The following is a 25,996-nucleotide window of genomic DNA, read 5'->3' as shown; positions in this document are numbered from 1 at the left end:
CGGGTGCGGGAAGTCGCCCCGATGAATCAATGCTGCGGAGAATAAGCATGTCGGTAAAAGCGGTACTGGGGGTTCTGATGGGCGTTGCTATCGTCAACACGGCGAGCGCCGCCGATTCGGGAAGTTGGATCACCGCGGCGGAGTCGCCCGGTTACACGTGGCAGGCAAAGAAAGGCAGCGGCGGTCTGATGAACGTCGATGGCAAGAAGAACAACGGCTACAAATATCTGTACCAGACCCGCAACAAATCGAAAGGCACTTACGAGTACGGTCAGGCCTTCGTGTTGCTGGAATCCTGCAAGAAGGGCTACGGCTACGTCTACTACAACGGCATGGAAGGTCAGTTCTTAGGCAAGGATGCCTTCGTGCGCTTCGGCCCCTCCGTCGCCGACAATCTCGGCAGCCTCGCCTGCCTCAGTTGGGATGACGACACCGGTAAGGTCTCGCGACAAGACAACGACAACGTATGGGAAGTGGGCTCGGTCGCGGAGAAATCCGGCAATCGCTACATGCTCAAGACCGATACGGTCCAACGCCGCAGCTTCAAAGGCAAACCCTCGATCGCTGCGTTGTCCCGCAAGGACGACCTGAGCAAGAAGACCTTCGCGTACAGCGAATACGTCATCGCGGTCGCCGACTGCCAACGCGGCTTCGGCACCATGTACGAACTGAATTTCGACGGCACCGTCATCGATAAATCCGACGTCGCCCTCAACGGCGACTCCGTGATCTCCGGGCTCACCGGCGCACTTTGCGGCAAGCTGTAATCCACTCCGTTCAGACTGCCGGCCACCCTATCACCCGGCCGGCAGTCCCGTCAGAACTACCTCGCTGGCAACCCGCCGCGACGGCCTCGCAGATAACCTAATACGCAAATATTGGTTTGGTTCATGTGTCGCGCTCCCTATAGTGCGTCGGGTGGCTGTTCATGCCTGTTCAGGCCACCCCGGACTATCAGACAAGCATCAGACGAGTAGTGGAAGCATGGATGAGCCTTTCCTTGACGAATGGGTGCCAGCACACCAATTCGGTGAACATGCCGCAGAAGTCATCCGCGTCGCGAACGCGCTGAAATCTTCGGCCGCGCAACGCGATCGAGACGGCGGTACGGCTTGGCACGAGCGGGAAGTGCTTCGCAACAGCGGCCTTCTCGCGCTCGCCGTCCCGCGCGACTTCGGTGGTCTCGGTGCCGACTGGCCGCTGATCTTGCGCGCGGTACGACGTCTGGCCGTCGAAGACAGTTCACTCGCTCATCTCTTCGGCTTCCAGCACCTGCAAGTCGCGTCCATCCGCCTGTTCGCCTCGCCCGAACAGCAAACCCACTATCTCGGCAACACTACTGAACATCGCTGGTTCTGGGGCAACGCCGTCAATGCCCGCGACACGCGGCTCACCGTCACACGCACGTCGACGGGGTTCGAGCTCAACGGCATCAAGAGCTTCTGCTCGGGCGCGCAAGGCTCCGACATGCTCAACATTTCGGTCACGCTGGGTGACGCCCCCGGCGATCGCCTCTTCCTCGCGATCCCCACGCAACGCGCCGGCATCACCGTCAACGACGATTGGGACAACCTCGGGCAGCGACAGACCGACAGCGGCACGATCACCTTCGATCGCGTCGCCGTGAGCGCATCGGAAGTGCTCGGCCCTCCCGGGGTCGCCAGCAGCCCACGCGCCACGCTGCGCAATCTGATCGGGCAACTCATCCTCACAGAAATCTATCTTGGCAACGCACTTGGCGCGCTAAGAGACGCCGTCGCCTACGTCAGAGAACGCGCCCGCCCGTGGGCCATGGCGGGCGTCGCTGCCGCCAGTGAAGACGCGCTACTGCAACTCCGCACCGGTGGTCTGTGGCCGCGCCTGAAAGCCGCCGTACTGCTCGCCGACGACGCGCTCGTCGAATTCGAACGCGCTTGGCAAACAGGCCTCGACCTGAGTGCGCAAGCGCGTGGCGAAGTTGCCCTGCGCATCAGTGCAGCACGCTTGCACGCCGGTCGCACAGCGCTCGACATCACCGCCGACATCTTCGAACTCATGGGCGCGAGCGCCACCACGCGCCGCGACGGCTTCGACCGCTATTGGCGCAACGTGCGCGTGCACACGCTTCACGACCCGCTCGACTATCGGCAGAAAGCGCTCGGACAGTGGCTGCTCACGGGGCAGCTTCCCGACCCGTACGGCTAATCGCCGCGCCGATGAATCGTCATGTCGACAAGACGGCATGACAAGAGAACAGTCCATTCCGGGCTGCGAAGACTGACCACGGTAACGATAAAAGAAGGTTGATCATGAGTGAGAAGTTGAGCATGGATCGTCGGGGATTCGTCAAAACGCTGGGCGCACTCGGCATGGGGTTGAGCCTCACACCGGTTGCCCGCGCCGCCGACAAAATTGTGGTCGCGGAAAGCCAAGGCTTCAGTTGGGCGATCCCGTATCTGGTGTCGAGCAAGAACTACTGGCAGCCGCAAGGCATCGAGGCGACAACGCTGGCCTTCACGTCCGGCCGACTCGCGTTCGATGCCGTGCAGGCAGGCAAAGCTCAGTTCGCCACCACCACCGACAGCGTCGTCGGGCTTGCCGGTGCCAACGGCGTCAATACCGTCATCGTGGCCGAGTTCACACGCCTGTCGAGCGGCATGGTGGTCGCAGCCCGCACCGACCGTGGCATCGACACCCCCGCGCAACTCAAAGGCAAGCGTATCGCCACCCCGCTGGGCACCAGCGGGCATTACTTCCTGTCGCGCTATCTCTCGCTGTGGGGTCTCAGTCTCAAGGACGTGACGTTGGTGAACGTGGGCGGCGGCGACGTGGTCACGGCGATCGGAAAGAATGGCGTGGACGCCTTCGCATGGGGATTCGATTCCGGCCAGAAAGCTGTGGCCGACTACCCCGGACTGGTTCGCCTGCTGCCCGACACGGGCTTGGAAAAAGTCTTCGTGAGCCACTACGTGCTGACGGCCCCGGAATCGGTCGTACGTCAGCAGCCCAAGCTGGTGGAAGGCGCCGTGCGCGCGCTGCTGGCCGCGGAGAAGTTCTATCGAGGACAACCGCAGGAAGCCGTCGCACTGGTGGCAGAACGCACGAAGACCTCAATTGCCGCCACACAAGCCGGTTTTGGCACCATGCAAGTCGGCGTGCGCCTGGACAATCGCCTGCTCGATGACCTCGTGCTCAACGGCGAATGGGCGATCAATGCCGGCTTGGCCCAGCGCCCGAAGGAAGATCTGCGCACGCTGTACAAGAAGCTCGTCTACACCGACGCGCTTAAAGCCGTCGCGCCAGACCGGGTGACACTGTCGTGAGCGCCGCCCCGCGCGCCGCAGCGCTTGCGCCGGCGACACCTGCGATCTCGATACAAGGCGTTTCGCAGCTATACACCACGCGAACCGGCGACCTGAACTGGGCGCTGACCGACGTCGATCTGGACATCAACGACCGCGAGTTCGTCTGCGCCATCGGCCCCAGCGGCTGCGGCAAAACGACGTTGCTCAACATGATTGCCGGGTTCATCAAACCGACCTTGGGCACGGTCACGGCGCACGGCCAACCGATCGAGGGGCCGGGCCCCGACCGTGGTGTCGTCTTTCAGGAATACGCGCTGTTCCCGTGGCTGTCGGCACGACGCAATGTGGAATTCGGTTTGAAGCAGCAAGGCGTCGACCGTTCACAACGGCGCGCCCGCGCAGAGGCATTGCTCAAGCTCGTCGGTTTGGCGCATGCGGGCGATCGCTATCCGTTCGAGTTGTCGGGTGGCATGCGCCAGCGTGTTGCCGTTGCGCGCGCGTTGGCCACCGAGCCACGCGTCCTGCTCATGGACGAACCCTTCGCCGCCATCGATGCACTGACGCGTGCGCTGCTGCAAGACGAACTGTTGCGCGTCTGGCGCGAGCTGAAACTCTCGATCTTCTTCATTACGCACAACATCGAAGAGGCGGTATTCCTCGCCCAGCGTGTCGTCGTCATGAGCCCGCACCCGGGACGCATCCACGACATCATCGACGTGCCCCTGCCCTACCCGCGCGAGCGCGGCGATCCGGCGTTCGGTCAAATCTACGAACGCATCAGCCGGGCTTTCGAATCACTGAACACGACGGAGAGCGCAGCGTGAGCGCCAACCCTCAATCCAATGTCGCGCACGTCGCCCACTTCACGGACACCCCTGAAGTGCGTGCGAACCCAGCGCCCCAAAGACAGGTAAGCCATCAGGACACTCTCAAACGCCGCGCCATCGAGGACGCCGTGCGGCAAAAGCGCCGCACCCGCCATTGGAGCGCCGTCGGCAGGCAGTCGCTGCTGGGCGTGCTCGGCTGCCTGATCTTTCTGGCGGTCTGGGAGGTCGGCCCCCGCTTGATCCCGGGCATCAACCTCAACATGTTCCCGCCGCCCTCACGCGTCGCGGGCGTGTTCGCCGAAATGACTTGGGGAACGGGCGAAATATGGCCACACATCGCCGCCAGCCTGCAACGCGCGCTGTGGGGCTTTCTGCTGGGCTCATCGCTCGGCGTCATCGCGGGCGTACTGACCGGTCATTTCGCCACGCTGCGTCACCTGAGCGATCCGGTGCTGCACGGGCTGCGGGCCATCCCGTCCATCGCCATCGTGCCGTTGGCGATCGTGTGGTTCGGCTTAGGCGATCTCTCCAAGGTCATGCTCATCGCATGGGGCGCGTTCTTCCCCGTGTGGATCAACACGTTCTTCGGCGTACGCGACATCTCGCCGGCGTACCTGCGTTCGGCGGCATCGCTCGGCACGCGGCCGATCGCCATCGCCCTACAGGTGGCGTTGCCAGCGGCACTGCCATTCGTGTTCGCCGGACTCCGGCAGGCGACGTCGGTCTCGTTCGTGGTCCTCGTCGCGGCCGAGCTGGTCGGCTCAGAGAAAGGACTGGGCTATCTGATTTCGTTTGCGCATCTGGTATTTCGCGTCGACATCATGTTCGTCGGCCTGATCTATCTCGGCGCGGTGGGTTTCGTGGCCGATCAGCTGTTTGCGTGGCTGCTGCACCGCATGTTTCCGTGGTACGGGGCGGAGGCGAAGCGATGACCGCCAAAGCCGATCTCATCCTGCATAGCGGGCAAGTCCTCACCATGGAGCGCGGCGCCGCACCGGCACAGGCCGTTGCCATCGGAGGCGATCGTATCGTCGCCGTGGGCACCGACGCCGAGGTGCGAGCGCAATCGCAGGCGCCCCATACCCGATCGGTGAACCTCGATGGCCGGACGGTCATCCCCGGCGTCATCGACGCGCATGCGCATATGGAGCGCGAGGGGCTGAAAACGCTGCGCCCGTCGCTTGCCCATGCGCGCCAGTTGTCCGACGTGCTCGACGTCATTCGACACGAAGTACAACGCGTTCCCAAAGGCGAGTGGATCATCACCATGCCGGTGGGCCAGCCGCCGTTCTATTTCGACGGCCCGCTGACGCTGGCGGAAAAGCGCATGCCGGACCGCTACGAGCTGGACGCCGTTGCGCCCGATCATCCCGTGTACATTCCCGGGCTGTTCGGTAACTGGGGCGTTCCGCCGGGCTTCAGCGCCCTCAATTCGCTGGCACTCGCGCGCAATGGCATCCATGCCGACACGTGCCCGGACTGCGATGGGATCAACATCGAAATCGGCGCCGACGGCAGACCTTCCGGCGTAATCGTGGAGACCAACAAGCGGCCGTTGATCGAGTTCTCCGTGTTGTCTCAGGTACCCGCCTTCGGCTTTGCCGATCGACTCGAAGGACTGCGCCGCTCGCTCCCGCTGTACCACGCCTTCGGTACGACAAGCGTGTACGAGGGCCACGGCTCCGCGCCGGAAAGCATCGCCGTCTACCGCGCGCTGTGGGAGGCGGGAGAACTGACGATGCGCACTCGCCTGTGCGTCAGCCCCACGTGGAACGATGCCGCCGAAGCGCGTCTGGCCATGCGCGACTGGTTGTCGTTTGCACGAGGCAACGGGCTGGGCGACCCGTGGTTCTCGGTTGCCGGCGTGTTCATCGGACTGGGTGGCTCGCCTGCCACCGCGCGCGCCGTGCGCAAGGTGCTGCCGAATACCGGATGGTCGGGCTTCGTCGAATGGGCCAATCGCATTGAAGATTTCAGCGACTACGCGTGGCTCGCCGCAGAATTCGATCTGCGTGTCCACAGCGTCGTGATCGACCGGTTGAGCGAGGTACTCGACGTGTTCGACGCCATCGACAAACGCTTCCCGTTAGCCGGACGGCGCTGGGTCGTGGAGCATGTGGGCCGCACCGATCCGGCAGACTTCGCGCGAATCAAACGTCTCGGCCTGCGCGTCACGACCATTCCGTTCTACATGCTCTGGAAGAATGGCGCGTCACGTCTGCAAGAACACGACAACGGCAATCACTTCGTCCCGCAGCGCACGCTGCTCGAAGCCGGCATCGACATCGCCTCGGGGAGCGACAATATTCCCGTGAGCCCCTTCAGTGCAGTGTGGGCCAGCGTCGTCAGAACAGAGCGCACGACCGGCCAGATCATTGGACTGGACCAACGGCTCACTCGCATGCAGGCGCTCGAGACGGTCACGCGCAATGGCGCGTACCTGAGCTATGAGGAATCGCTGAAAGGCACCCTCGCCGTCGGTAAATGGGCCGATCTGGCCGTTCTGAACACCGATCCGCTGACGGCTTCCGACGAAGCGCTGCTCACCGTGCAGGCCAGCCTCACACTCGTTGGCGGCCGGGAAGTTCATCGAGCCAGTGAATAGAAAAGAGGGGGCAAGCTCGCGCTAGCCCCCTCTTTCTACACAACCCGTTGCCTTCAGGCGTCCGGCTGCACACCCTTCACCGTTACCGCAGCGTGCCCGGCGGCGTCGCCATGGCGGCGCCCCGCCACTTCGCTGCTGCCCGGATCGTTAGCGGGCAGGCGGTGTTGTTCGATCCCCTGCACCACCTGAATCGCCGTCGCATCGATGCCGTCGGTGAGCGGCTTCGGATCAAGGCCGATGGCCAGCACCATCACCGCCATGGCCCCGAGCAGCGCGAATTCGCGACGGCTCACGTCCTTGAGCGACGCCACGCTCGCATTGCCAACGCGCCCGAAAATCACGCGCTTGTACATCCAGAGCGTGTAGGCCGCACTGAGCACCAGCGTCAACGAGGCGAGCGCGCCGATCCAGAAGTTGGCCTTGATGGCGCCCATCAACACCAGAAACTCGCCGACGAAACCCGACGTGCCCGGCATGCCCACGTTAGCCATCGAGAACAGCATCGCGAACGCGGCGAAACGCGGCATCGTCGCGGCCACACCGCCGTATGCGTCGATCGACGAGCTACCCGTGCGGTCGTACAACATACCCGTGCACAGCAGCATGGCGCCCGAGACGATGCCATACGAAATCATCTGCATCACCGCGCCGTCGGTGCCCATCTCCGAGAACAGGAAAAGGCCGAGCGTCACCAGCCCCATATGCGCCACGGCCGAATACGCCAGCAGCTTGCGCAGGTCGGTCTGCACGAGCGCCACAAGGCTTGCGTAGATCACCGCGATCAACGACAGCACCACCATCACCGGCGCGACGAAGTGGCTCGCATCCGGCAGCAGCGGCAGATTGAATCGCAGCAGGCCGTAGCCGCCCATCTTCAACATGCCGAGCATAACGGCTGCGCCCGTCGGACCATCGAGGTGAACGTCGGGCAGCCACGTATGTACCGGCCACATCGGTACCTTGACCGAGAACGCGCCGAGGAATCCGATGAACAGCATCACTTGCACCGCCAGCGGCAGATGCAGCTCGTGCCAGCGCGCGAGATCGAAGCTCTGCGTCTGCATGTACAGATACAGCATCGAGAGCAGCATCATCAGCGAGCCGGTCAGCGAGAAGAAAAAGAACTTCACCGCCGCGCGCGTGCGATTGGCGCGCCCGTACACACCGATCAGCAGATACAGCGGCAGCAGCGTGGCTTCGAAGAACACGAAGAACAACATGCCGTCCTGCGCCGTGAACACGCCCTGCATCAGCCCGGAGAGCACGAGGAAGCTGCCGAAGTAGGCGCTCATGCGCGTGGTCACCGCGCGCCACGAGGCCAGCACCACGATGATGGTCGTCACGCCGGTCAGCGCCACGAGCCAAAGCGAGAGGCCATCGATACCGACGTGCCACGATGCATCGAACGACGAGATCCAGCGGAAGTGCTCGACGAATTGCATATCCGCCACGCGCGTGCGAAAGCCGCGCACGAGCGGAATGATCGGCAACGCAGCGACCACGGCGGCGGCGAGCGATGTCCAGCGTACGGCGTTGGGATGGCGGTCCTGCCCGAGCAGCATGATGAGCGCGCCGGCCAGAATAGGTGTCCAGATAAGAAGCGACAGGATGGGAAACATGGGGGGAGAGTCCTGGTGTGCTGCAACAAAAACAGAGAGCAGAAGCTCTCCATCGACGCAGCCAGGCACGAATCGACCCCGCACGCATCACCCGTGGCGATGCGCGCTAATCAAGGCATATCAATGCCCGCAGGAAGGGACGCCAGGCGCGGCGGCGTCAATGAAGGTCGCAAGCATACGCGGCTCGAAAACATTTTGCACCGCAGCAAATTTTACAAATGATTGCGAGCGCATTTTCCGACCGGCCGGTCGATGAATGAGGGCGTACGTGCAGCCCCGCCCCGCAATGTCCACCGGTGGACGCCGTGCAACCCGTGACGATGTCAATCGTGCGCCGCGTCGATTTCGTCAATAGCGCATTGCGGAAAATGCAGGGATTGGGGGGTGACGCGTGGGCAGAGAAACGCCCACGCCGTGCGGAGGATGTTGAAGCGGTAGGCGGTAGGCGGTAGGCGTTACGCCTTCGGCCGGCGCAGATCGAACATCGGGCCGATTTCGGCATAGTCGCCGAGATAGCCGGCGCGCATCACCGGATGCGCCTTGAAGGTATCGAAGGTGCCGTCGTCGCGCAGAAACTCACGGCGGATATGCACGCCGACCACTTGCCCGAGCGCCAGCCAGTTGTTCATCGGCTTGCCATCGAGATCGTGCAGCCGAACCACCTGCAACAGCTTGCACTCGAGCGAGGCGGGCGACTCGGCCACGTGCGGCACGTCCACGTTGACGCCGGGGGCTTTCGTCAGCCCGGCCAACTCGAACTCGTCGACATCGCTCGCCACCGGTGCGGAGGACTTGTTCATCTGCTCGACGAGCGACTTGCTGGTCAGATTCCAGACGAACTCGCGCGTCGCTTCAATATTCGCGATCGAATCCTTGAAGCCTTCGCTACAGAAGCCGATGATCGGCGGGAACGTCGCGAACGCACCGAAGAAGCTGTACGGCGCGAGGTTAACCTGCCCTTGCGCGTCCCGGCTGGAAATCCAGCCGATGACGCGCGGCGCGACAATCGCCTTGAACGGGTCGTGCGAGAGGCCGTGGCCTTGGGCCGGGTCGTAGAAATGAACGTCGTTTGTCATGGGGGCAGAAAAAGAGTCGACGGAGTCAGCGGATTCAACGGAGTCCGCGCAATGTTCCGACGATGCTAACGCATCTGGCCCCGGACGGCATCAACGCTGCCGGCCCTGCCTGCACGCGAGTCCGGTCCGGGCGCGATCAGGCGATTTGTGCGACGATTGCGAAGTTGCGTCGCGCCAAGGCGGCGCGTTTTTCATTGCACGCGCCGCCACGGCGCCGTTAGCCCATGCCAGCCACCCTCAACATCGATTTTGTCTCCGACGTCGCGTGCCCTTGGTGCGCTATCGGCCTTGCCTCCCTGAAGACTGCCCTCGGCCGTCTGGGCGACGAGGTCAACGCCGACCTGCACTTCAGCCCCTTCGAGCTGAACCCCGATATGCCCGTCGAAGGCGTACCGCTTGCCGATTACATGTCGCGCAAGTACGGTCTCTCGCCCGAGCAACTCGCGCAGAATCAGGCCAACATCAGCGCCCGCGCGCAAGCGGAAGGCTTCCCGATGCGCATGGATCTGCGCACGCACGCCTACAACACGTTCGACGCGCATCGTTTGCTCCACTGGGCACAGACCGTCGGCAACGACAAGCAACTCGCGCTCAAAGAAGCCTTGTTCCGCGCGTATTTCGTTGACGGCAAGCGCACGAGCGATCCGGAAGTGCTGGTCGATGCCGTCAGTCAGGCCGGGCTCGATCCCGCGCGCGCTCGCGAAATTCTCGCCACCGATGAATACGCCGAGCAGGTGCGTGCGCTGGAGCGTCATTATCAGAATCTCGGCATCAGCTCGGTGCCCGCGATCATCTTCAACAATCGCCATCTCGTGAGCGGCGGTCAGCCGCCGGAAGTCTTCGAACAGGCCATCCGCCAAATTCTGGCCGAGGGCTGATCCGTCATGTCATCGCTGCCCCCGACCGCCGCCACCCCGGCGGCGAGCGCCTCCGCTGCTGCGAGTGTGACCCGCGCAACCCAGACGCACGAACCGCCGGCCAACGGCCGCGGTCTGGCCATGACGGCGATTCTGCTTGCCGTCTCGCTGGCCAGCCTCGACACCGCCATCTGCAACACTGCGTTGCCGCAGATGGCGATCGATCTGAACACCACGCCGTCGGCTTCCGTATGGATCGTCAACGCCTATCAACTCGCGATGGTCGCCACGCTGCTGCCGTTCGCGTCGCTGGGCGAGCGCGTCGGCCATAAGCGCGTGTTTATGGCGGGCGTAGCGGTCTTCCTGATCTCGTCGATACTGTGCGCGCTGTCGCCGTCACTCGCGTTTCTCGCCGTGGCGCGTTTGCTGCAAGGCGTGGGCGCGGCCGCGGTGATGAGCGTGAACATCGCGCTCATCCGGTTCCTGTATCCGCCGCATCAGTTGGGGCGCGGCGTCGGGTTGAACGCACTCATCGTCGGGATCTCGTTCGCCATCGGGCCGACCATTGCGTCGCTCGTGCTCTCGGTGGGCAACTGGCCGTGGCTGTTCCTGATCAACGTGCCGACCGGCCTGCTCGCACTCGCTTTCGGACGGCGTAATCTGCCCGACACGCCACGCAGCGAACACAAACCCGACACGGTAGCTGCGCTGCTCAACGTCATGACGTTCGCGCTGCTGATCTTCGCGCTGGGGCAAAGTGCGCAACAGGCCGACTGGCGTCTGACGCTCGCGTGTTTCGTGGGTGCGGTGGTTTGCGGCTGGGCACTGATTCGCCGCGAACGTGGCCATCGCGCCCCGATGCTGCCGGTCGATTTGCTGCGCCTGCCGGCGTTCGCGCTATCGACCGTGACGGCCATCTGCGCGTTTGCGACGCAAGGCCTCGGACTCGTTTCGCTGCCGTTCTACTTCGAGAATGTGTTGCATCGCAGCCCGATCGAGACCGGTTTTCTGATGACGCCGTGGCCGTTCTTCGTGGCGGCGATTGCGCCGGTCGCGGGACGTTTGTCGGACCGTTATCCCGCCGGCATGCTGGGCGCCATCGGTCTTGGCATGCTGAGTCTCGGCATGACCTTGCTGGCCGTGATGCCCGCGCATGCCGAAGTCTGGGACATCAGTTGGCGCATGGCGTTGTGCGGTCTGGGTTTCGGTTTCTTCCAGTCGCCGAACCTGAAGGCGTTCATGCATAGCGCACCGCCCGAGCGCAGTGGCGGCGCGAGCGGCATGGTCGGCACGTCGCGCCTGCTCGGTCAGGCCACGGGCGCGGCACTGGTCGCGCTGGCGTTCGGACTCGTCGGCACGCATGGCTCCACGCTGGCGCTTGCATGGGGTGCCGCGTTCTCCGCGGCCGGATGTATCGCGAGCGGCCTGCGGCTGGTGCGCCGGGCAGCCTGAACTGCCCCAACGCAAACGACACTCCCCTGACGCGCGCGGCTCACACGCCGACGAGCGCCGCCTCGGGAGTGTCGTGAAGATACGGCGAAATATTTGCCATCGCGCGTGTCACGTATTCGACTTTCTCGCCGACTGGCGCCACGTAGTGCATCGCGCTGCGCGCCGCTTCGAAACCTTCCAGACGCGCGATCATCCACGCCGCCAGATACTGTGAGGCGAGACATCCGCCAGCAGTCGCCACGTTGCCTTTCGCCATGAACGGCTGATCGAGCACCGGCACACCAGCCTCTTGCACCCACGGCTTCGTCGTGAGATCGGTGCACGCGGCGACCCCATTCAACAGCCCCAGCTTGGCAAGGACCAGCGTGCCCGAGCACTGCGCGCCGATCAACTGACGCGCCGGGTCGAGACGCAGCCGCGACATCAACGCAGGATCGGCCACCACGTCGCGGGTCAGCAAGCCGCTGCCCACTAGCACAGCGTCGGCCTCACACGCGTCCTCCAGCGACGCCTGCGCTTCCATCACTACGCCGTTCATCGACCGCACCTTGCCGGTCGGGCACGCGATCGACACGCGCCAGCCGGGACGTTTGACCCGATTGAGAATACCGAGCGCAATCAGCGAGTCGAGTTCGTTGAAACCTTCAAAAGTCAGAATGGCAATGTGCGTGGAGCGCATGGGGGCCTCGTGGGTTGCAGCGTTGTAGAGCGGCGTTGTAGAGCGACGTTGTATTGCGGCATCGTAAAACCGATAATCATGACAATCAAATAATTGTCATGGATACACTTTCCCATGCCGCAAGCACGCTACAAGCAGTTGGTCGACCGGCTGGCGGACGACATCAGGACACAACGGTTACGCCCGGGCACGCGCCTGCCGACCCACCGTGAACTCGCGGCGCGTGAAGGGCTGGGACTCGTCACGGCGACACGCGTCTATGCGGAGTTGCAGGCGATGGGGCTGGTGAGTGGAGAAACCGGTCGCGGCACATTCGTGCGAGAGGCGCTGCCCAGCGCCCAAGGCAGTTATCTGTACGGATGGAGTACGGAGCGCGTCGATCTGACCTTCAACGCCCCCACCTTGCCGGAGCAGGCGGGGCTGTTACGCACGGCACTGCGTCAGTTGGCGGCGGGCGGCGATCTGGAGGCACTACTGCGCTATCAGCCACACGGCGGACGCGATCACGAAAGAGAGATCGTGGCGCGACATGTTCGCCTTCGAGGGTTGACGGTATCGCCGGAATCCGTGTTGATCGTGAGCGGTGGCCAGCATGGGTTGGCGACCACGGCCATGGCGTTGCTTGAACCCGGTGACGTCGTGGCCGTAGACGCACTGACTTATCCCGGCTTCAAGTTGGCGGCGGAAGCCTGCCGGCTGGAGCTCGCGCCCCTTCCTTCGGCCGGTCATGGGCCGGACCTCGATGCGCTGGCTGCGCTGTGCCGGCAACGCCGCGTGCGCGCGGTGTACACCATGCCGACACTGCACAATCCGCTGGGCTGGGTGATGAGCGCGACACGGCGCCGCGAGTTGGTCGCTATCGCGCGTCAGCATGACCTGCTGCTGATCGAAGATGCGGCGTACGCGTATCTCGCGGAGGATGCGCCGCCACCGTTGGCCGCGCTCGCACCGGAGCGGACGGTCTACGTCTCGAGTTTCTCGAAGAGTGTGTCGACGGGCCTTCGCGTTGGCTTTCTCTGCGCGCCCTTGGCATCGGTACCGAAGCTCGAACGGGCGATTCGCGCCACGACGTGGAACACGCCAGCGATGATGACGACGATTGCCTGCGGGTGGGTCGAAGACGGCACCGTGGAACGAATGGAAGCCGAGAAGCGGCGCGATGCCACGATGCGCCAGACGCTCGCAGCCGACCTGTTGGGCCGACTCACGCGCATCGGCCACCCGGCGTCGTACTTCGTCTGGCTTCCGCTGCCAAACGAGGTGCGAGCCGACGCGATCACCCACGCGTTGATGCAGGAGAACATCGCAGTGTCCACCGCCGAGCCGTTCGCGACATCGCCGCAGGTGCCGCACGCGATTCGTTTGGCGCTTGGTTCGGTGGCGTTGCCCGCCCTGTCGCAAGCCCTGCAAACAGTGGCCCGGGTGATTGCAGATCAGACGTATTGACGGTGCGAAATCGGCGTTGCGACGCCTTCCGTCCCTTGCATTTTGTTGGGCTTTGCGTATAGTTCAATACTGTATAAAAACACAGTATTTAAAAGCCATCCGATATCCAATTCCCGACACCGGCGCTAGCGCAGAGACGGGATCTAAAGGAGTGAGACGATGAATCAATCAGCCAACGGGGCATTTCATGTCCAACTCGGCCCACAGTCATTGAGCAGCGTTGCCGAGAACACGGGGCTTGGCCGGCTGTCGCTGGACAAGCAATACAGCGGCGATCTGGACGCCACCAGTCAGGGCGAGATGCTGGCGTTCCGAAGTGGTGTCCAGGGTTCTGCCGGGTATGTGGCGATGGAAACCGTACGCGGCAAATTGCACGGGCGCAGCGGTAGTTTCGTGCTTCAGCACAGTTCGACGATGACACGCGGCGCCCCCGCGCAGTCGATCACTGTCGTTCCCGATTCCGGCACTGAGGCCTTGGTCGGTCTCACGGGCAGCATGGTCATCACGATCACCGATGGCCGCCACACTTACGCGTTCGATTACACGTTGCCAACGAACTGAATCGAACGGCGCCATTGATCAATCGCATCACATTCAGCAAGGGGACAACCATGGGTATTCGCGGCAAGGACAGACAGATCGATAACATCGAGTTCAATGTGAGCGACATTGCGCGGAGCAAGGCTTTCTACGGCGACGTTTTCGGCTGGACATTCACCGACTACGGCCCGGCTTATACCGAGTTCACGGATGGCCGGCTGACGGGCGGCTTCACGACCGGTGAGGCCGTTCGCCCCGGTGGCCCGCTGATCATTCTGTATGCGGACAATCTCGCTGAAACGCAGCAGCGCATTGAAGCCGCAGGTGCCACGATCAACCGCCCAGTGTTCGAATTTCCGGGCGGCCGCCGCTTTCATTTCATTGACCCGGACGGCTACGAGCTGGCGGTGTGGTCGGCGACGGCATAGGAAGATCAAGACGTTGCCAGACGGAAATGGGCACATCTCCATTCGGGCGCGGCGTCACGCGATAGCTCAGTTCGCGGCCGTTTAACGCATAGCTTCGCGTCTGCTGCTCCCCTTCCCAGTTGGGAAACGAAGCGTTCTGAATGTGAAACGTCAGCGTCCCCGCCGCCGGGTCGATGCTGAGTGTGCCGAAGTGCGTGCTGGCCCCCATAACGGCCGCTTTGTACTCGACCGGCGTCGCGACGCCTTTGTCGCCTGACGCAAATTTCGGTCGCTCCGATTTGAAAATTTGCAGCGAGTAGCGGCCTTCGTTGTCGATCACGAGCAAGCCCTTGGGCGCGGCCCCGTAGTCACTGGTTCGCGTGCCGTCGGGATGCTGGACGTCCGCAGCGACCAACGTCCAAGTCCCGGCGAGCGGATTGCGGGCGGCCGACGCGTCCGCATGCACGACACTCGTCACCCCCGCGCAGGCGGCAAAAACCGCGCTCAGGATGCCGCGCTTAAAAATCATCTGACCATTCATACCTTGCGTTCCTCCGTGATGGCATATGCGTACTTGCGCGCGTCACAACGACGCGCTGCCATCGATAGTAGAGATATGAAAGTTCAGTGGATGCGATAATTCGGCATCGACCATTCAGAATAACTGAATCATGTCATTGCCCAACCTCGATATGGATGCGTTGCGGACGTTCCTGGCGACGCAACAGCTTGGCAGCCTGAATCGCGCTGCCGAGCGCATCGGCCGTTCGCAATCGGCCGTCAGCCAGCAAATGCGCAAGCTTGAGGAACAGGTCGGCATGCCGCTGTTTCGCCGCCTCGGGCGAGGACTCGCGCTGACAGAGTCTGGTGAATTGGTTCTGTCCTATGCGCATCGCATTCTGGATCTGAATGACGAGGTCGTACGCGCGGTGCGCGGCGCGTCGATCGAGGGCGTGGTGCGGTTCGGCTTGCCGGGCGATTTCGCCGAGAGTTGGCTTCCGAAGGCGCTGGGACAGTTCAAGAAGACCCATCCGGGGGTACGGGTGGAGGTCGCGGTGGAACGTAATGGCGCGCTACTTGAGCGACTTGACCGAGGCGAACTCGATCTTGTGCTTGCGATGGGTTACGAGCGTCGTGCCGATGCGGAGCACTTGGCAACGCTGCCGATGACATGGATCGGACCGGTCGATGCCGATGTAGTCCTGAGTCCGGGTATGCCGCTGGATTTGGCGCTTTACCATCCGCCATGCTTCTTCCGCCGAGCCGGCATCAGCGCACTCGATAGTGCGAATATTTCGTGGCGACTGGCCTATTCGACAGCCAGTCTCCAGAGCCTCTGGTCTGGGGTCGCGGCAGGTTTGGGCATCACATTGCGAACGGCGGCAGGACTGCCCGCCACACTAAAACGACTTGGGGAGAAAGATGGCCTCCCTCCCCTGCCTTCGGTCGAACTCTGCCTGCACACCGCGCCTGCGGAGATGCCACCTGCGCTGGCACAACTGAAGCGAGCAATCGTCGAGAATGCGGCGGCGAATCTTATTGCCTAGCCTTGAACGGCCCCCTCACTCCACCGTCACCGACTTCGCCAAATTCCTCGGCTTGTCGACATCTGTCCCGCGCGCCAATGCGGCGTGAAACGCCAGCAACTGCATCGGTATCGTGTGAAGAATCGGCGACAGCATGCCGTAGTGCTCAGTCAGTCGAATCACATCCAAATCCGGCCCCGGCGTAATACCGCAGTCCAGATCCGAGAACACATACAGTTTGCCGTTGCGGGCGCTCACCTCGTGCATGTTCGACTTCAACTTCTCCAGCAACCGATCGTTCGGCGCCACCGCCACCACCGGCATTTGATCGCTGACCAGCGCCAGCGGGCCGTGCTTCAACTCCCCTGCGGCGTAGGCTTCCGCATGGATGTACGAAATCTCTTTCATCTTCAGCGCGCCCTCCATCGCCACCGGGTAATGCATGCCGCGTCCGAGGAAGAGAATGTCCTGCCGGCGAGTGAGTTGCTCCGCCCATGCGATGATTTGCGGCTCCAGTGCGAGCACCTTGCTCATGGCATCCGGCAAATGACGAAGCGCTTTCAAGTGATGCTGCTCATCCTCTTCCGATAAACGCTTCCTCGCTTGCGCCAGCGTCAACGCCAGAAGGAACAACGCCACCAACTGCGTCGTGAACGCCTTCGTCGACGCCACACCGATCTCCACGCCGGCCCGCGTGAAGAACGTCAATTCGCATTCACGTGCCAACGCGCTCGTTGCCACATTGCAGATCGCCAACGTGTGCGACATGCCCAACCGCTTCGCCACATGCACGGCGCCCAGCACGTCCGCCGTCTCCCCGCTCTGCGACACCGCGACCACCAGCGTGTTCGGATTCGGCACGCTTTCTCGGTAGCGATACTCGCTGGCAATCTCCACGCTCACCGGCACCTGCGCGAGACTCTCGATCCAGTACTTCGCCGTCAACGCCGCATGGAAACTGCCGCCACATGCGAGCAACAACACCGACTCAACCTTGTTGAACACCCGCCACGCGTTGTCACCAAACAGCTCCGGCATGATCGCCGTGACGTCCTGCAACGTGTCGGCCACCGCACGCGGTTGCTCGAAAATCTCTTTCTGCATGTAGTAGCGATACGGCCCAAGATCCGCCGCGCCGCTATGTGCCGCCACCGTATTGACGGCACGCTCCACGCGCTGCCCCGCCGCGTCGACGATCCAGTAGCGATGCAACTGCACATCCACGACATCGCCGTCTTCGAGATACACGATCTGGTCCGTCACGTTCGCCAGTGCAATCGCATCGGACGCGAGGAAATTCTCCCCATCGCCCACGCCAACGATCAACGGCATGCCATCGCGCGCGCCCACGATGCGATGCGGCTCGTCCCGGCAGATGACGGCGATGGCGTAGCTGCCGCGCAAGCGGGACACCGCCTCCTTCACCGCGTCGAACAGATCGCCGTTGTACAAATGGTCAATCAAGTGCGCGATGACTTCGCTGTCCGTCTGACTCGTGAACACGTAACCCTGCTGCTCGAGCATGGCGTGCAGTTCTTCGTGGTTCTCGATGATGCCGTTGTGTGAGAGCGCAATGCGCGCAGCGTCTTCGCGCGGCGAAAAGTGCGGATGCGCATTCTCGGTCACTGGCTTGCCGTGCGTCGCCCAACGGGTGTGGGCGATGCCCGTGTACCCCGTCAGCGCATCGCGCGCTACGGCGTCCTGCAAGTTGGCAACACGCTCGACACTGCGTGCCCGCACCAGTTGCGCGTCGTTGTAGAGCGCGACGCCGCACGAGTCATACCCGCGATATTCGAGCCGCTTCAGGCCATCGATCAGGTTCGGCACGATATCCCGCTGCGCGACGGCGCCGATAATTCCACACATGACGCTTCTCCGTGAATGCTGTTCAAAAGAACCAGTGAAGCGATGGTAGAGTCGATGAAACGAAATTAACGATCAAAAATCTACCATTCATGAAATAAAATAACGCACACTGAATCTCATGAAATATTATTTCACTGCAATTTCCCGGAGGCCTCATGGCGGGCGTATTTCTGGATGACCTTGATCTGCGGATCCTGCGGGCGCTGCAAGAGGATTCATCGATCACCAATCTCGAGCTGGCCTCACGCGTGCATGCGTCGGCCCCCACGTGTCTGCGCCGTGTACGCGCACTCAAGGAGAGCGGCGTCATCCAGCGCGAGATTGCGGTGCTCGACCGGACGAAGCTCGGCCCGACGCTCACCGCCGTCGTCGAAGTGAGTCTGGACCGGCAAACGGCGGAAGACTTCGATACGTTCGAAACATTCATCTGCGCCGAGCCCGCGGTCACCCAGTGCTACCGCGTCTCGCCGGGGCCCGACTTCGTGGTGGTCGCCGAGGTCGCCGACATGCCCGAATACGACGAACTGGCGCGACGGCTCTTCAAAAGCTCGTCCAACATTCGCAACGTGCGCACGTTCTTCTCCACGCGCCGGGCCAAGTTCGAGGCGAATGCGCCCATTCGGCTGGCGGCAGAGCGCCAATGAACCTGTCTCACCGGGTAGAAATGTTCATTTGAACATTTAGCACCGTCATTTGAATGTCATGCATCGCTGTCAAGCTGGCGCCCATTCCAGAACGAATGCGTCAGCTACGCCAGCCAGATGGACCTTTCCGACCGCCAGACCCGCATCGTTTCGCTCTTTCGCCAGCATGGCGAAATGAGTGTCGATGCACTCGCCGAGCACTTCGGCGTCGCCACGCAAACCATTCGCCGCGACGTGAACACGCTTTGCGATGCCAACGTGCTTCGCCGTTACCACGGCGGCGCACGGCTGCTGACACCGGGTCCGAATCAACCGTACGAAGTTCGCCGTGTGCGCAACCTCGAAGGCAAGATTCGTATCGGGCTCGCCGCAGCTGACCGAATTCCCGACGGCGCCACCGTCCTGCTCGGCATCGGCACCACGCCCGAGCAAGTCGCCGTCGCACTCGTCCACCGCAAGCGCCTGACGGTCATCACCAACAACCTGCGCGCCGCGCTGGTACTGGCAGCGAACCCCGAACATCGCGTCATCGTGCCCGGCGGCGAACTGCGCTCGCCCAACCCCGAGATTCTGGGCGACGAGGCCAACCGGTTGTTTCGCGCCTATCGCGCCGACGTCGGTGTGTACAGCGTGGGCGGCATCGACGACGACGGCGCCCTCCTCGATTACGACCGTCAGGAAGCCGCCTCGCGCGAAGCCCTGCGCGAAGCGAGCCGCTACCGGATTCTCGTCGCCGACGCCTACAAGTTCACGCGCAAGCCCAACGTGCGTGGCGGACAACTCGACGAGCAAGACCTCGTCATCACCGACGCCCCCCTGCCCGCGCCGCTGTGCGACCGCGCGCAGCAAGTGCCCGAAATTCAGGTCGTCTGATCCGCCGACCATGGTCACCACCGCCAACACCGTTCGCCTCTACGAGACCGCCCCCATGCCTGCCGCTTCGTCCATGTTGTCAATCTCGCGTATTACCGCTGCCGCATTGCTCGCGCTCACCTGCACCGCGGGCGCCCTGATGCCGTCCGCTGCGCAAGCCTCACCGCTGATCGTCGCGCATCGCGGTGGCACCGGCGACACCCCCGAGAACACGGTACAAGCCTTCACGAACGCCCTGCAAAACGGCGCGCAAGCGTTGTGGATGACGGTGCAAGTTACGCGCGACGGGGTGCCCGTGATGTACCGCCCGGCCGACCTCTCGGCCCTGACAGATGGCAAGGGCAAGCTGGCCGATCTCGATTACGCCGACGTGCGCAAGCTCAACGCCGGTTACAGCTTCTCGCGTAAGAGTGCCGACGGACAGACGGTCTATCCGTATCGAGATCATCCGCTGCCGATTCCGACGCTGCGTGAAGCGCTGGCTGCTGCCCCCGCCAATGTGCCGGTGCTGCTCGACATGAAGCAGACGCCTGCCGCGCCGCTCGTCGAAGCCGTGATCAAGGTGCTGGACGAGACCAACGCCTGGTCGCGTGTGCGCCTGTACTCCACCGAAGCGGAAGCCACCGACCGCATGCGTGCGCGCCGTCCGCAGGCCCAGTTGTTCGAATCGCGTGACGCCACGCGTAACCGTCTCGTGGCCGCCGCGCTCGGTGGTCAGTGCGTGACGCCGCCGGCACCGGGCACGTGGGCCGGTATCGAATTCCATCGTCAGGTCGAAGTCATCGAGCGCTTCACACTCGGCGAAGGCATCTCCAAAGTCGTCGCGAACTGGTGGACACCGGCTGCGGTGCAATGCTTCAAGTCGCAGGGCAACGTGCATCTCGTCGCCTTCGGTGTGGAAACCCCGCAAGACTACGAAGCCGCCTCGCAACTGGGCTTCGATGCCGTGATGACCGACTCGCCGTCGCGCTTGCGCGCTGCCCTTGCTCAACCACAGGCGGCGGCCCCGGCGAAATAACACAACAAAGCAACGCAACAAAGCAACACAACAAAGCAACGCTGCATCAAACCCCGGCTGCGCGTGAACACGCCTCACGCGTAGCCAAAGAGGACAGGAACCTGAACACGGACTGACATTGAGACGTCCCGCAACGGACATCGCTTCGTCATATTTTTAGGATTCCTAATTTTATCCACGGCAAATCGACTCGGGGAACGACAACCCGTGCGATGCGTCGTGCCAATACCGCCACGCTAGGAAATGCACACATGAAGGCTTACTCTCGCTCCCCCCTCGCCCGCGCCGCCGCGCTGGCCATCGGCTGCGGCATTGCATCGCTCGCCCCGCTCGCGCATGCGCAATCGAACGTCACGCTTTACGGGATCGTCGACGGCGGCATCGGTTATGCCAGCAACGTCGCCTCCGTCACGAAAGCCGGTGCCGCAGGCCGTCCGGCCGTCATGAGTGGCGCATCCAACACGGCTTTCCAGAGCGGCACGTGGCAAGGTAGCCGCTGGGGCCTGCAAGGCACGGAAGATCTCGGTGGCGGGCTGAAAGCGCTGTTCCGCCTTGAGAACGGCTTCAGCCTCGCCAACGGTACGGCAAGCCAGAACGGCGCCGAGTTCGGCCGCCACGCGTATGTGGGCTTGCAAGACCAGAAGCTTGGCACGATCACCATCGGCCGCCAGTACGATCCGCTGATCGACCTCGTCGGCTCCGTGGGCGGCACCGCCCTGCTCTCCGGCGTGGCGGCACACCCGGGCGACGTCGATAACCTCGACCACAGCTCGCGCGTGAACAACAGCGTGAAGTACCGCTCGCCGACGTGGGCCGGGTTCACGTTCGGTGCCATGTACGGCTTCGGCGGTCAGGCAGGCACGATGGGACGTCAGAACACGTGGGGTCTGGCCGGCCAGTATGCAGGCGGCCCGCTCGTGTGGGGCTTGGCGTACTCGCATGCCAACAACGACAAGGCGAGCGCCACCGACACCACCATCGGTAGCTGGGCGGGCTCGTCGGAGTCGGCATTCGGCTCGTCGATCAACGCCGGTTACGCCAGTGCCAAGTCGCGCGACATCATCGCCACGGCCATGACGTACCAGATCGGCAACAACACCACCTTGGGCGCGAACTACAGCCACACCGAGTATTCGCCCGGCACCTACTCGCGCTTCACGCGCACGGCCAAGTTCGACACCGTCGGCGTGCTCGCGATGTATCGCTTCACCAATGCCTTCCGTCTGGGCGGCGGTTACAGCTTCACCAACGTGAATGCACCGGCCGCGAACGCCTCGGGTGCGAAGTACCACCAGTTCAATCTGGCGGCGTTCTACAACCTGTCGAAGCGCACCGAGTTGTATGCACTGGTGGGGTATCAGAAGGCGTCCGGCGCGACGCTCGATGCATTCGGCAACGTGATCGACGCCACCGCTTCCGTGGGCGATGCCGCCAATGGCATGTCGTCGGCGACCAACACGCAGACGATCGTGCGTCTGGGCGTCAGCCACGTGTTCTAAGCAGGGTCAGCCGTATCGGGTCATTCGCCAATGCGTCAGCGCAGGCGCGAATGGCCCACGGCATCGTCGCCGGTCATCCCCGTCGCTCAGGCGGCTTGCGCAGGCAGCGGCGGCACCAGCGTCACGCGCGGGGGCGGCAGCATCGTGACAGCGTGCATTTGTGCGCGCAGCCAGTCGCGGGGGCTTGCACCGGTTTTACGGCGGAACGCACGCGCCAGTGCCGAGGCGCTGTCGTAGCCGACTTCATCGGCGACGCGGGCGATAGGTTGTCCGTCGCGCAGGCGTTTTTGGGCGAGTCCGATGCGCCAGTCGAGCAGGTAATCGGCGGGCGATTGCCCGATGACTTCACGGAACTGCGCGGCGAAGTTTGCGCGGGACATGTTGGCCGTGTTGGCCAGCGACTCCACCGTCCATGCGTCACCGGGCTGGTGGTGAATGACGTGCAGCGCGCGGGCGAGCCGCGGATCGGCCAGACCGGCCAGCATGCCGCGATTGACGATGCGCTTCTCCAGCACGTGCCGGAGCAATTGAATCACCAGCAATTCGAACAGACGATCCATCACGGCAAGCCGGCCGCACTGCGAGCCGAACGCTTCGGCGAATAGCCAGTTCAGCGTCAGATCGAGTGTGGAGAGCGACTGCGTGGGCAGCACGAGGTATTCGGGCAGCGCGGCAACCAGCGGGTTGTTGTGTCCACCGTCGAACGAGAGAGAGCCGCACACGAGTTCGGTGCGATCGCCTTCGCCGGAGAGTAGTTGGTGGTGGTTGCGGCGGGGGAAGAAGATCAGCGAGGGTTCGACGATGTCTTGGCGGGTGCCGTCTTCCAGCACGAGGGCGACTTCGCCGGTTCGCAGCAGGTGCATGTGGCCCCCGTCGTGCGAGTCGATGCCGTAGCTGGCAACGCCGCAAAGGCCACCGCTGTGAAACACACCGGCGCGAACGCCGAAATTCGAAATAAGCGTAGAGAGCCGATCCATGGCGCACTCATCATGAAGACCCGGTGCGCCGATTATGGAGGATTTGGCCGCCCCTTGCTCGTCACCCCCGAAAAGCCAAAAGCACTCACCGAAGCCAACGGTTTCGCTCGAAGCACAGGCAGACATGACGAGGCCCGGCCGGAGCCCCTTCCCGAGGCGAGTTGAACTTGTCTGAGCAGCGGGAAGGGGCTTCGGTCGGGCCTGAGGGAAAACGCGTCTGAGCGTCAGCCCGGCACCACCAACAACAGCATCAAGCGCGGTTATCGCCAACCGTGGCGGCCGTACCGATTTGCGAGCGAACTTGCGCGCGCGACAGGCCGGCTGACGTGCGTTGTTGCAGCAGCGACGGGTAGGTTTCCAGCGATTGGTCGAGTTGCCCCGAAGCACGGGCTTGACGCAGTTCTTCGCGGACTTGTGCGCGGGTCAGGCCTTGCGGGCTGGCTTGCGCGACGGTTTGCGAGTCGCCGGTATAGGCTGTTTGGGTTTCTCCGGCGAAGGCCGAAGCGGAGACGAGCGTTGCGGTAGCAACCAGAGCAGCAGCGAAGAGGCGGGTATTCATGGTGAAACTCCTGTCGATTGGCATCTGAAGCCATGTTTTTTCCAGTCGTACCGAAGAGGCTTGGTTTCTCTTGGAACGGTGCAACTGGGCACGACTCAAGATTAGGGAAATCGAGAGGGAATTTCGCGGCTGGCCGTCTGCAAGATGCGACCAATCGTCCAAATCAAACGATAGCCATTGGGCGTGGCTATGACGGCGATAGATACCGTCGATTGAGGTGGTGAAAAGCACCGCCGGCCGGCGGTCGCAGCAACGCTCAACCGCCGCGTTTTGCGCCGCGATTCACCTTGATTTCGCTCACGGGAATGGCGGCTGCGACTACGGCGTCGCCGAGCAGTTGGCGCAGTGCTGCAGGCTTGTTGACCAAATCGGCCAGCGTGTAGCGATCGAGCACGGCGAAGTAAGCCCGCAATGCGTCGCCCAGTATCCCTTTCAGGTGGCATGCCGACGTAATCACACACGCGTTGTCGCCCTGATGAAAGCATTCCACCAGCGCGAAATCCGGTTCCATCGCGCGCACGACTTCGCCAAGCCCGATGCGCTCCGGCGCCCGCCCCAGACGGATCCCGCCCGCACGCCCGCGCACGGTATGCAAAAAGCCCAGTTGCCCGAGCTTCTGCACGATCTTCACGAGGTGATTCTTGGGAATGTCGAAGGCGTCCGCCACCGCCTGCACGTGCACCAGCTCGTCGGGATGTACCGCAACGTAGATGAGCGTGCGCAGGCTGTAATCGGTGTAGTCGGTCAGTCGCATGACAGTGGGGACAAGGGCGCCGCGAAGGCGCAGGCAGCTCGACCGGCCGCCGCAAAAGGGTTGCGGGGCAGTTTAACATGGCCCCGCAATACATCTTATGCCCCTGATACCCCTGATACCCAGCTATCCCGCTGCCATCAGTGCAGGAGCTTCATCAGAATCGTCGCCACCACGATCATCGCCGCCCCGCCGATGCGCGTAGAAATCTGCGCGAACGGCATCAGCCCCATGCGGTTCGACGACGACAGGATTGCCACATCACCCGTGCCGCCCAGACCGCTATGGCACGCCGTAATGATCGCCGCTTCGACCGGATACATCTTGAGCCACAGCCCGACGAAAAAGCCCGACGCGATCATCGCCAGCACCGTCACCGTCACGATCACGAAGTACGCCGGTGTGAACGCCGCTACCAGTTTGTCCCAAGAGACGAACAGCGTGCCCAGACCGACCAGAATCGCAAACGTCAGGTTCGTCGACATGAACTTGTACATTTGGTACGCGCCGCTCTCCATCGATGCCGGGATCGCCTTGCAGACCTTGAGCACCGCGGCCGCAACGATCATCAGCACCGGCCCCGGAATGCCCGTCACCGGCGCAAGCAGCGAGCCGAGAATGTACAGCGTGCAGCCCAGCAGCAACCCCGCGCCCATCAGGCGAAGATCGAGCGACGTGTCTTCCTTTTGCAGCTTGAGCAACTCAAGATCGTCACCCGTGCGCACCAGCATGCCGTCGCCACTGTATTTCGTGTAACGCTCGCCAAACCGGTTCAGCACGCCGCTGGCGAGAATCGCCACCACGTTGCCGATCAGCGCCGCCGGTACCAGCGTGGCGACCAGATGCGCCTGCGACTCGCCGAGAATCTCCGAATACCCGATGGACAGCGGCAGCACGCCTTCGCCAATGCCGCCGCCGAGAATCGGCACCACGATGTAGAAGAACGTGTGCTTGGGGTCATACCCGAAGCAAAGTCCCACCAGCATGCCGGCGGCCACCGCCGTGATCGTGCCCACGAACAACGGCACGAACATCTTCAGGAAGCCCTGAATCAGCACCCGGCGATTCATGCCGAGAATGCTGCCCGCCACCAGACACGCGATGTAGAGGTATTGCAGGTTCGCCGTCTTCATCGTCGTGGTGATGGCCTTCAGCGACGCGTCATCCATCAGCTTGTAGCCCAGCAACGCCGACGGCACGAACAGACACAGAATCGCCGAGCCGCCGATCACGCGCAGCACGGGAATACGACGGCCAAGTTCGCCGAGCGCGGCTCCCGCCAGCATCAGCACGGCAAAGCCGCCGATCATGTCGTTCGGCAAGCGGTTGGTCATGGCGGCCAGCACCACGACCACGGCAATCGCCACGAACATCGGCAGCGGCAGACCGCCAATCGAAAATTGGGTCAACGCAGACAGACGGCTCGTGGGCTTGTCTTGTCCGTTCGGGTTCGCGCCAAGTTGCGCGGATGGCATCTCCATGGGGTGTCTC

At 63.0% G+C, this 25,996-nt stretch carries 25 protein-coding genes; 16 read left to right on the top strand and 9 right to left on the bottom strand.

Features of this window, described 5'->3' with window-relative positions; genetic code table 11:
• Nucleotides 1–47: 47 nt before the first annotated feature.
• From PIN31009_RS09040 to PIN31009_RS09015, 6 genes are all read left to right on the top strand, one after another.
• The gene (locus PIN31009_RS09040; RefSeq protein ID WP_150790008.1) at nucleotides 48–767 is read left to right on the top strand and encodes a hypothetical protein; all 720 of its coding nucleotides are present in this window, start codon (nucleotides 48–50) and stop codon (nucleotides 765–767) included.
• 217 nt (nucleotides 768–984) lie between these two features.
• Complete coding sequence (locus tag PIN31009_RS09035; protein ID WP_150790007.1) at nucleotides 985–2,184, top strand: acyl-CoA dehydrogenase family protein; 1,200 nt, start codon at nucleotides 985–987, stop codon at nucleotides 2,182–2,184.
• 122 nt (nucleotides 2,185–2,306) lie between these two features.
• Nucleotides 2,307–3,302: an ABC transporter substrate-binding protein gene (locus PIN31009_RS09030; protein ID WP_174997055.1), complete on the top strand. Its 996-nt coding sequence runs from the start codon at nucleotides 2,307–2,309 to the stop codon at nucleotides 3,300–3,302.
• Nucleotides 3,299–4,108: an ABC transporter ATP-binding protein gene (locus PIN31009_RS09025; protein WP_150790005.1), complete on the top strand. Its 810-nt coding sequence runs from the start codon at nucleotides 3,299–3,301 to the stop codon at nucleotides 4,106–4,108. Before PIN31009_RS09030 ends, PIN31009_RS09025 begins: the two co-directional genes overlap by 4 nt.
• On the top strand, nucleotides 4,105–5,043 hold the full coding sequence (locus PIN31009_RS09020) for an ABC transporter permease (protein WP_246185573.1): 939 nt from the start codon (nucleotides 4,105–4,107) through the stop codon (nucleotides 5,041–5,043). Before PIN31009_RS09025 ends, PIN31009_RS09020 begins: the two co-directional genes overlap by 4 nt.
• Nucleotides 5,040–6,716, top strand: a complete 1,677-nt coding sequence (locus PIN31009_RS09015) for an amidohydrolase (protein ID WP_150790004.1) — start codon at nucleotides 5,040–5,042, stop codon at nucleotides 6,714–6,716. Before PIN31009_RS09020 ends, PIN31009_RS09015 begins: the two co-directional genes overlap by 4 nt.
• Nucleotides 6,717–6,769: 53 nt before the next feature.
• On the opposite strand, the gene PIN31009_RS09010 is transcribed toward PIN31009_RS09015, so the two are convergent.
• Entirely contained in the window at nucleotides 6,770–8,335 is a 1,566-nt protein-coding gene (locus PIN31009_RS09010) for a complex I subunit 4 family protein (RefSeq protein ID WP_150790003.1), read from the bottom strand.
• Nucleotides 8,336–8,790: 455 nt separating this feature from the next.
• The gene (locus PIN31009_RS09005; RefSeq protein WP_150790002.1) at nucleotides 8,791–9,411 is read right to left on the bottom strand and encodes a flavin reductase family protein; all 621 of its coding nucleotides are present in this window, start codon (nucleotides 9,409–9,411) and stop codon (nucleotides 8,791–8,793) included.
• A 224-nt stretch (nucleotides 9,412–9,635) separates the two neighbouring features.
• On the opposite strand from PIN31009_RS09005, the gene PIN31009_RS09000 reads away from it, so the two are divergent.
• Both PIN31009_RS09000 and PIN31009_RS08995 read left to right on the top strand, forming a co-directional pair.
• Nucleotides 9,636–10,289, top strand: a complete 654-nt coding sequence (locus PIN31009_RS09000; protein ID WP_150790001.1) for a DsbA family oxidoreductase — start codon at nucleotides 9,636–9,638, stop codon at nucleotides 10,287–10,289.
• Between the two features lie 6 nt (nucleotides 10,290–10,295).
• Nucleotides 10,296–11,720: an MFS transporter gene (locus tag PIN31009_RS08995; RefSeq protein WP_150790000.1), complete on the top strand. Its 1,425-nt coding sequence runs from the start codon at nucleotides 10,296–10,298 to the stop codon at nucleotides 11,718–11,720.
• A gap of 40 nt (nucleotides 11,721–11,760) precedes the next feature.
• On the opposite strand, the gene PIN31009_RS08990 is transcribed toward PIN31009_RS08995, so the two are convergent.
• On the bottom strand, nucleotides 11,761–12,399 hold the full coding sequence (locus PIN31009_RS08990) for a DJ-1/PfpI family protein (RefSeq protein WP_150789999.1): 639 nt from the start codon (nucleotides 12,397–12,399) through the stop codon (nucleotides 11,761–11,763).
• Between the two features lie 114 nt (nucleotides 12,400–12,513).
• Here PIN31009_RS08990 and PIN31009_RS08985 point away from each other — a divergent pair, with 114 nt between their 5' ends.
• The 3 genes from PIN31009_RS08985 (at nucleotide 12,514) to PIN31009_RS08975 (ending at nucleotide 14,813) form a co-directional block, all read left to right on the top strand.
• Complete coding sequence (locus PIN31009_RS08985) at nucleotides 12,514–13,845, top strand: aminotransferase-like domain-containing protein (protein WP_150789998.1); 1,332 nt, start codon at nucleotides 12,514–12,516, stop codon at nucleotides 13,843–13,845.
• A 159-nt stretch (nucleotides 13,846–14,004) separates the two neighbouring features.
• On the top strand, nucleotides 14,005–14,406 hold the full coding sequence (locus PIN31009_RS08980; protein WP_150789997.1) for a DUF3224 domain-containing protein: 402 nt from the start codon (nucleotides 14,005–14,007) through the stop codon (nucleotides 14,404–14,406).
• 50 nt (nucleotides 14,407–14,456) lie between these two features.
• A complete protein-coding gene (locus PIN31009_RS08975) occupies nucleotides 14,457–14,813 on the top strand; it encodes a VOC family protein (RefSeq protein WP_150790277.1) in 357 nt (118 codons plus the stop codon).
• Here PIN31009_RS08975 and PIN31009_RS08970 read toward each other — a convergent pair.
• Nucleotides 14,764–15,333 carry a lipocalin-like domain-containing protein gene (locus PIN31009_RS08970; RefSeq protein ID WP_150789996.1) on the bottom strand — a complete coding sequence of 190 codons (570 nt, stop codon included), beginning with the start codon at nucleotides 15,331–15,333 and terminating at the stop codon, nucleotides 14,764–14,766. The genes PIN31009_RS08975 and PIN31009_RS08970 overlap by 50 nt on opposite strands.
• A gap of 130 nt (nucleotides 15,334–15,463) precedes the next feature.
• Between PIN31009_RS08970 and PIN31009_RS08965 the strand changes: the two genes are divergently transcribed.
• Nucleotides 15,464–16,339 carry a LysR substrate-binding domain-containing protein gene (locus tag PIN31009_RS08965; protein WP_150789995.1) on the top strand — a complete coding sequence of 292 codons (876 nt, stop codon included), beginning with the start codon at nucleotides 15,464–15,466 and terminating at the stop codon, nucleotides 16,337–16,339.
• A gap of 15 nt (nucleotides 16,340–16,354) precedes the next feature.
• Here the strand turns inward: PIN31009_RS08965 and glmS are convergent, their stop codons facing one another.
• Entirely contained in the window at nucleotides 16,355–18,184 is a 1,830-nt protein-coding gene (gene glmS, locus PIN31009_RS08960; RefSeq protein ID WP_150789994.1) for a glutamine--fructose-6-phosphate transaminase (isomerizing), read from the bottom strand.
• Nucleotides 18,185–18,339: 155 nt separating this feature from the next.
• On the opposite strand from glmS, the gene PIN31009_RS08955 reads away from it, so the two are divergent.
• From PIN31009_RS08955 to PIN31009_RS08940, 4 genes are all read left to right on the top strand, one after another.
• Nucleotides 18,340–18,828 carry an Lrp/AsnC family transcriptional regulator gene (locus PIN31009_RS08955; RefSeq protein ID WP_150789993.1) on the top strand — a complete coding sequence of 163 codons (489 nt, stop codon included), beginning with the start codon at nucleotides 18,340–18,342 and terminating at the stop codon, nucleotides 18,826–18,828.
• 117 nt (nucleotides 18,829–18,945) lie between these two features.
• On the top strand, nucleotides 18,946–19,701 hold the full coding sequence (locus PIN31009_RS08950; protein WP_150789992.1) for a DeoR/GlpR family DNA-binding transcription regulator: 756 nt from the start codon (nucleotides 18,946–18,948) through the stop codon (nucleotides 19,699–19,701).
• A gap of 55 nt (nucleotides 19,702–19,756) precedes the next feature.
• Nucleotides 19,757–20,719, top strand: coding sequence for a glycerophosphodiester phosphodiesterase family protein (locus PIN31009_RS08945; RefSeq protein WP_174997053.1), 963 nt, complete (start codon nucleotides 19,757–19,759; stop codon nucleotides 20,717–20,719).
• Nucleotides 20,720–20,970: 251 nt separating this feature from the next.
• Nucleotides 20,971–22,218 carry a porin gene (locus PIN31009_RS08940; protein ID WP_150789991.1) on the top strand — a complete coding sequence of 416 codons (1,248 nt, stop codon included), beginning with the start codon at nucleotides 20,971–20,973 and terminating at the stop codon, nucleotides 22,216–22,218.
• 86 nt (nucleotides 22,219–22,304) lie between these two features.
• Here PIN31009_RS08940 and PIN31009_RS08935 read toward each other — a convergent pair whose 3' ends face one another.
• From PIN31009_RS08935 to PIN31009_RS08920, 4 genes are all read right to left on the bottom strand, one after another.
• The gene (locus PIN31009_RS08935) at nucleotides 22,305–23,195 is read right to left on the bottom strand and encodes an AraC family transcriptional regulator (protein ID WP_064675104.1); all 891 of its coding nucleotides are present in this window, start codon (nucleotides 23,193–23,195) and stop codon (nucleotides 22,305–22,307) included.
• 250 nt (nucleotides 23,196–23,445) lie between these two features.
• Nucleotides 23,446–23,754, bottom strand: a complete 309-nt coding sequence (locus PIN31009_RS08930) for a DUF4148 domain-containing protein (protein ID WP_174996042.1) — start codon at nucleotides 23,752–23,754, stop codon at nucleotides 23,446–23,448.
• Nucleotides 23,755–24,010: 256 nt separating this feature from the next.
• Nucleotides 24,011–24,508 (bottom strand): Rrf2 family transcriptional regulator, encoded by a 498-nt coding sequence (locus PIN31009_RS08925; RefSeq protein ID WP_150789989.1) that lies wholly within the window; start codon nucleotides 24,506–24,508, stop codon nucleotides 24,011–24,013.
• A 137-nt stretch (nucleotides 24,509–24,645) separates the two neighbouring features.
• Nucleotides 24,646–25,986: a 2-hydroxycarboxylate transporter family protein gene (locus PIN31009_RS08920; RefSeq protein WP_150789988.1), complete on the bottom strand. Its 1,341-nt coding sequence runs from the start codon at nucleotides 25,984–25,986 to the stop codon at nucleotides 24,646–24,648.
• Nucleotides 25,987–25,996 lie beyond the last annotated feature (10 nt).

Origin of the sequence: Pandoraea iniqua (genome assembly GCF_902459685.1) — a bacterium.
Classification (GTDB): Bacteria; Pseudomonadota; Gammaproteobacteria; order Burkholderiales; family Burkholderiaceae; genus Pandoraea; species Pandoraea iniqua.
Note: the sequence above shows the minus strand (reverse complement) of the source record. Positions and strands in the feature narration are given on the sequence as shown.

Bases quoted from the DNA above. Each gene is read 5' to 3' on its own strand.
- glmS (WP_150789994.1), bottom strand. From the start codon at position 18,184: ATGTGTGGAATTATCGGCGCCGTCGCGCAGCGGGATATCGTGCCGAAC.
- PIN31009_RS08940 (WP_150789991.1), top strand. From the start codon at position 20,971: ATGAAGGCTTACTCTCGCTCCCCCCTCGCCCGCGCCGCCGCGCTGGCC.
- PIN31009_RS09035 (WP_150790007.1), top strand. From the start codon at position 985: ATGGATGAGCCTTTCCTTGACGAATGGGTGCCAGCACACCAATTCGGT.
- PIN31009_RS08970 (WP_150789996.1), bottom strand. From the start codon at position 15,333: ATGAATGGTCAGATGATTTTTAAGCGCGGCATCCTGAGCGCGGTTTTT.
- PIN31009_RS08995 (WP_150790000.1), top strand. From the start codon at position 10,296: ATGTCATCGCTGCCCCCGACCGCCGCCACCCCGGCGGCGAGCGCCTCC.
- PIN31009_RS08930 (WP_174996042.1), bottom strand. From the start codon at position 23,754: ATGAATACCCGCCTCTTCGCTGCTGCTCTGGTTGCTACCGCAACGCTC.
- PIN31009_RS08925 (WP_150789989.1), bottom strand. From the start codon at position 24,508: ATGCGACTGACCGACTACACCGATTACAGCCTGCGCACGCTCATCTAC.
- PIN31009_RS08990 (WP_150789999.1), bottom strand. From the start codon at position 12,399: ATGCGCTCCACGCACATTGCCATTCTGACTTTTGAAGGTTTCAACGAA.
- PIN31009_RS08920 (WP_150789988.1), bottom strand. From the start codon at position 25,986: ATGGAGATGCCATCCGCGCAACTTGGCGCGAACCCGAACGGACAAGAC.
- PIN31009_RS09010 (WP_150790003.1), bottom strand. From the start codon at position 8,335: ATGTTTCCCATCCTGTCGCTTCTTATCTGGACACCTATTCTGGCCGGC.
- PIN31009_RS09030 (WP_174997055.1), top strand. From the start codon at position 2,307: ATGGATCGTCGGGGATTCGTCAAAACGCTGGGCGCACTCGGCATGGGG.
- PIN31009_RS08955 (WP_150789993.1), top strand. From the start codon at position 18,340: ATGGCGGGCGTATTTCTGGATGACCTTGATCTGCGGATCCTGCGGGCG.
- PIN31009_RS08945 (WP_174997053.1), top strand. From the start codon at position 19,757: ATGCCTGCCGCTTCGTCCATGTTGTCAATCTCGCGTATTACCGCTGCC.
- PIN31009_RS08965 (WP_150789995.1), top strand. From the start codon at position 15,464: ATGTCATTGCCCAACCTCGATATGGATGCGTTGCGGACGTTCCTGGCG.
- PIN31009_RS09005 (WP_150790002.1), bottom strand. From the start codon at position 9,411: ATGACAAACGACGTTCATTTCTACGACCCGGCCCAAGGCCACGGCCTC.
- PIN31009_RS08980 (WP_150789997.1), top strand. From the start codon at position 14,005: ATGAATCAATCAGCCAACGGGGCATTTCATGTCCAACTCGGCCCACAG.
- PIN31009_RS08950 (WP_150789992.1), top strand. From the start codon at position 18,946: ATGGACCTTTCCGACCGCCAGACCCGCATCGTTTCGCTCTTTCGCCAG.
- PIN31009_RS09040 (WP_150790008.1), top strand. From the start codon at position 48: ATGTCGGTAAAAGCGGTACTGGGGGTTCTGATGGGCGTTGCTATCGTC.
- PIN31009_RS09015 (WP_150790004.1), top strand. From the start codon at position 5,040: ATGACCGCCAAAGCCGATCTCATCCTGCATAGCGGGCAAGTCCTCACC.
- PIN31009_RS08985 (WP_150789998.1), top strand. From the start codon at position 12,514: ATGCCGCAAGCACGCTACAAGCAGTTGGTCGACCGGCTGGCGGACGAC.
- PIN31009_RS08935 (WP_064675104.1), bottom strand. From the start codon at position 23,195: ATGGATCGGCTCTCTACGCTTATTTCGAATTTCGGCGTTCGCGCCGGT.
- PIN31009_RS08975 (WP_150790277.1), top strand. From the start codon at position 14,457: ATGGGTATTCGCGGCAAGGACAGACAGATCGATAACATCGAGTTCAAT.
- PIN31009_RS09000 (WP_150790001.1), top strand. From the start codon at position 9,636: ATGCCAGCCACCCTCAACATCGATTTTGTCTCCGACGTCGCGTGCCCT.